At 56.1% G+C, this 1,468-nt stretch carries 1 protein-coding gene and 1 pseudogene; both read right to left on the bottom strand.

Annotated elements, in window-relative coordinates:
- A pseudogene (locus tag JUK32_RS00215) lies at positions 1-567 on the bottom strand (AAA family ATPase); the annotation flags it as partial.
- The coding region (locus JUK32_RS00210; protein WP_204136862.1) for a hypothetical protein at positions 567-1,468 on the bottom strand (902 nt) is incomplete at its 5' end. The pseudogene JUK32_RS00215 and the gene JUK32_RS00210, both read right to left, overlap by 1 nt.

Below are 1,468 nucleotides of genomic sequence, written 5' to 3'. Positions count from 1 at the left end.
CACGCCGACCGCCACGCCGACCGCCACGCCGACCGCCACGCCGACCGCCACGCCGACCGCCACGCCGACCGCCACGAGCATTAGCGGTGAGCCAAAGATAGCCTGTTGAATCGGGCCAATAACTTCTGGGAAAAAATTGGCACTGGTCGCCATCAATAACCCAATCAGGGTATATATCCAAAGAAGATTTGTCGATTTATCAGACCAACGGGTATCGCCTTGCCGTATCAGCCCTAACCCCAGCACCCACCCCAGCAAAAATAAGCTGCTGCGTGACCAGTCAAAGGGTTGAGCCAGCCAACCGTAGGGCACAGCCACCAGGCCGACAACGACGAGCGGTGTTACCAGAGAGAGCCACCAGACCTGATCGGCGTACCGCGCCAGACGTGGATTGTCGCTAAAGCGCTCCGCTTTGCTAAACGGATTATCAAAGATTGACAAATCCGGATCGATCTCCTGCTGGAGCCAACGGTTAAATGTAAAGGGCTTAAAGTAGCTCCAATACAACAGGCGGGCACATTCCCCCACATAGTTGCCAAAGGCTTGTAAGCGATCAGTACTCGTCATCAGCTAAGCCCTAGTGCCTCGCGAATCTGTTGCCACAGTGCTCCACCCTTTTGCAGTTGTTGTTGAGTAATGAGGCCAGTCGCCACTAGCAAGGCAATTATGGCAATGGCGGGTATGGGGCCAAGCTGCAAGAGACGTTCAAGCCCATTAAAGCTTCGATTGGCCAAACCGCCTGCTCCCTCTGGCAACTGAAAGACTAGCCAGTAAAGGGGGCGGGGCCAATTGCGGGGAGCCCGAAGTTCGCGATGGAGGCGGGCGGCTTCGGGGCGAAACTGGCGCTGCGCCCAGCTCACTGCATAACCAGATTGCTGCGCCTCCCAGAGTTTTTGGCCCGCCAGTTGTAGCAACAACGGATGCCGTTGCCCCCATTGCAAAGCGTGTTGCTGATGAGGCGCACTCAGGGCCGCTTGAGCCGGTTCTGGCAGGGCTACTAGCTGCTGAGCCTCCCAGTCAGAAAATCGCCCCAGTCGGACACACTGTCCCAGGTTAAAAAAGCTAGAGGTCAATTTGTGCTCGTTGCGATACTCATCCAACAACCGCCGTGATGCCGTGATGAGCATCAGCGCACAGCTATTCATCAGGTCTCTGAGGCTGTCATAAAACCGATCATCAAACTGCTCCCGATGTTCAAACAGTTGTTCAAACTCGTCCAAGCACAACACTGGCAAAATACCCATTGCTCTGGCTTGACGAACCGCCTCGGCAAAGCTCATGCGGGTAAATGACGGAGCCTGCCAGAGCCGTTGCCAAGCTGTTTGATCGGGCACCGTCTGACATTGGGCCAGCCGTTGCGCCACCGCTGCATAAAAAGGTGTTTCTTGGTTGCAGGCAGCGCTTTGCAAAGACAGATAAATCACGGCGTACTGGTGGACAGTGGCGGGAGGCACCCGTTCTGGCCACG

Origin of the sequence: Halomicronema sp. CCY15110, assembly GCF_016888165.1 — a bacterium.
Taxonomy (GTDB): domain Bacteria; phylum Cyanobacteriota; class Cyanobacteriia; order Phormidesmidales; family Phormidesmidaceae; genus Halomicronema.
The sequence above is the reverse complement of the archived record's forward strand: the minus strand, read 5'-3'. Positions and strand labels throughout refer to the sequence as shown.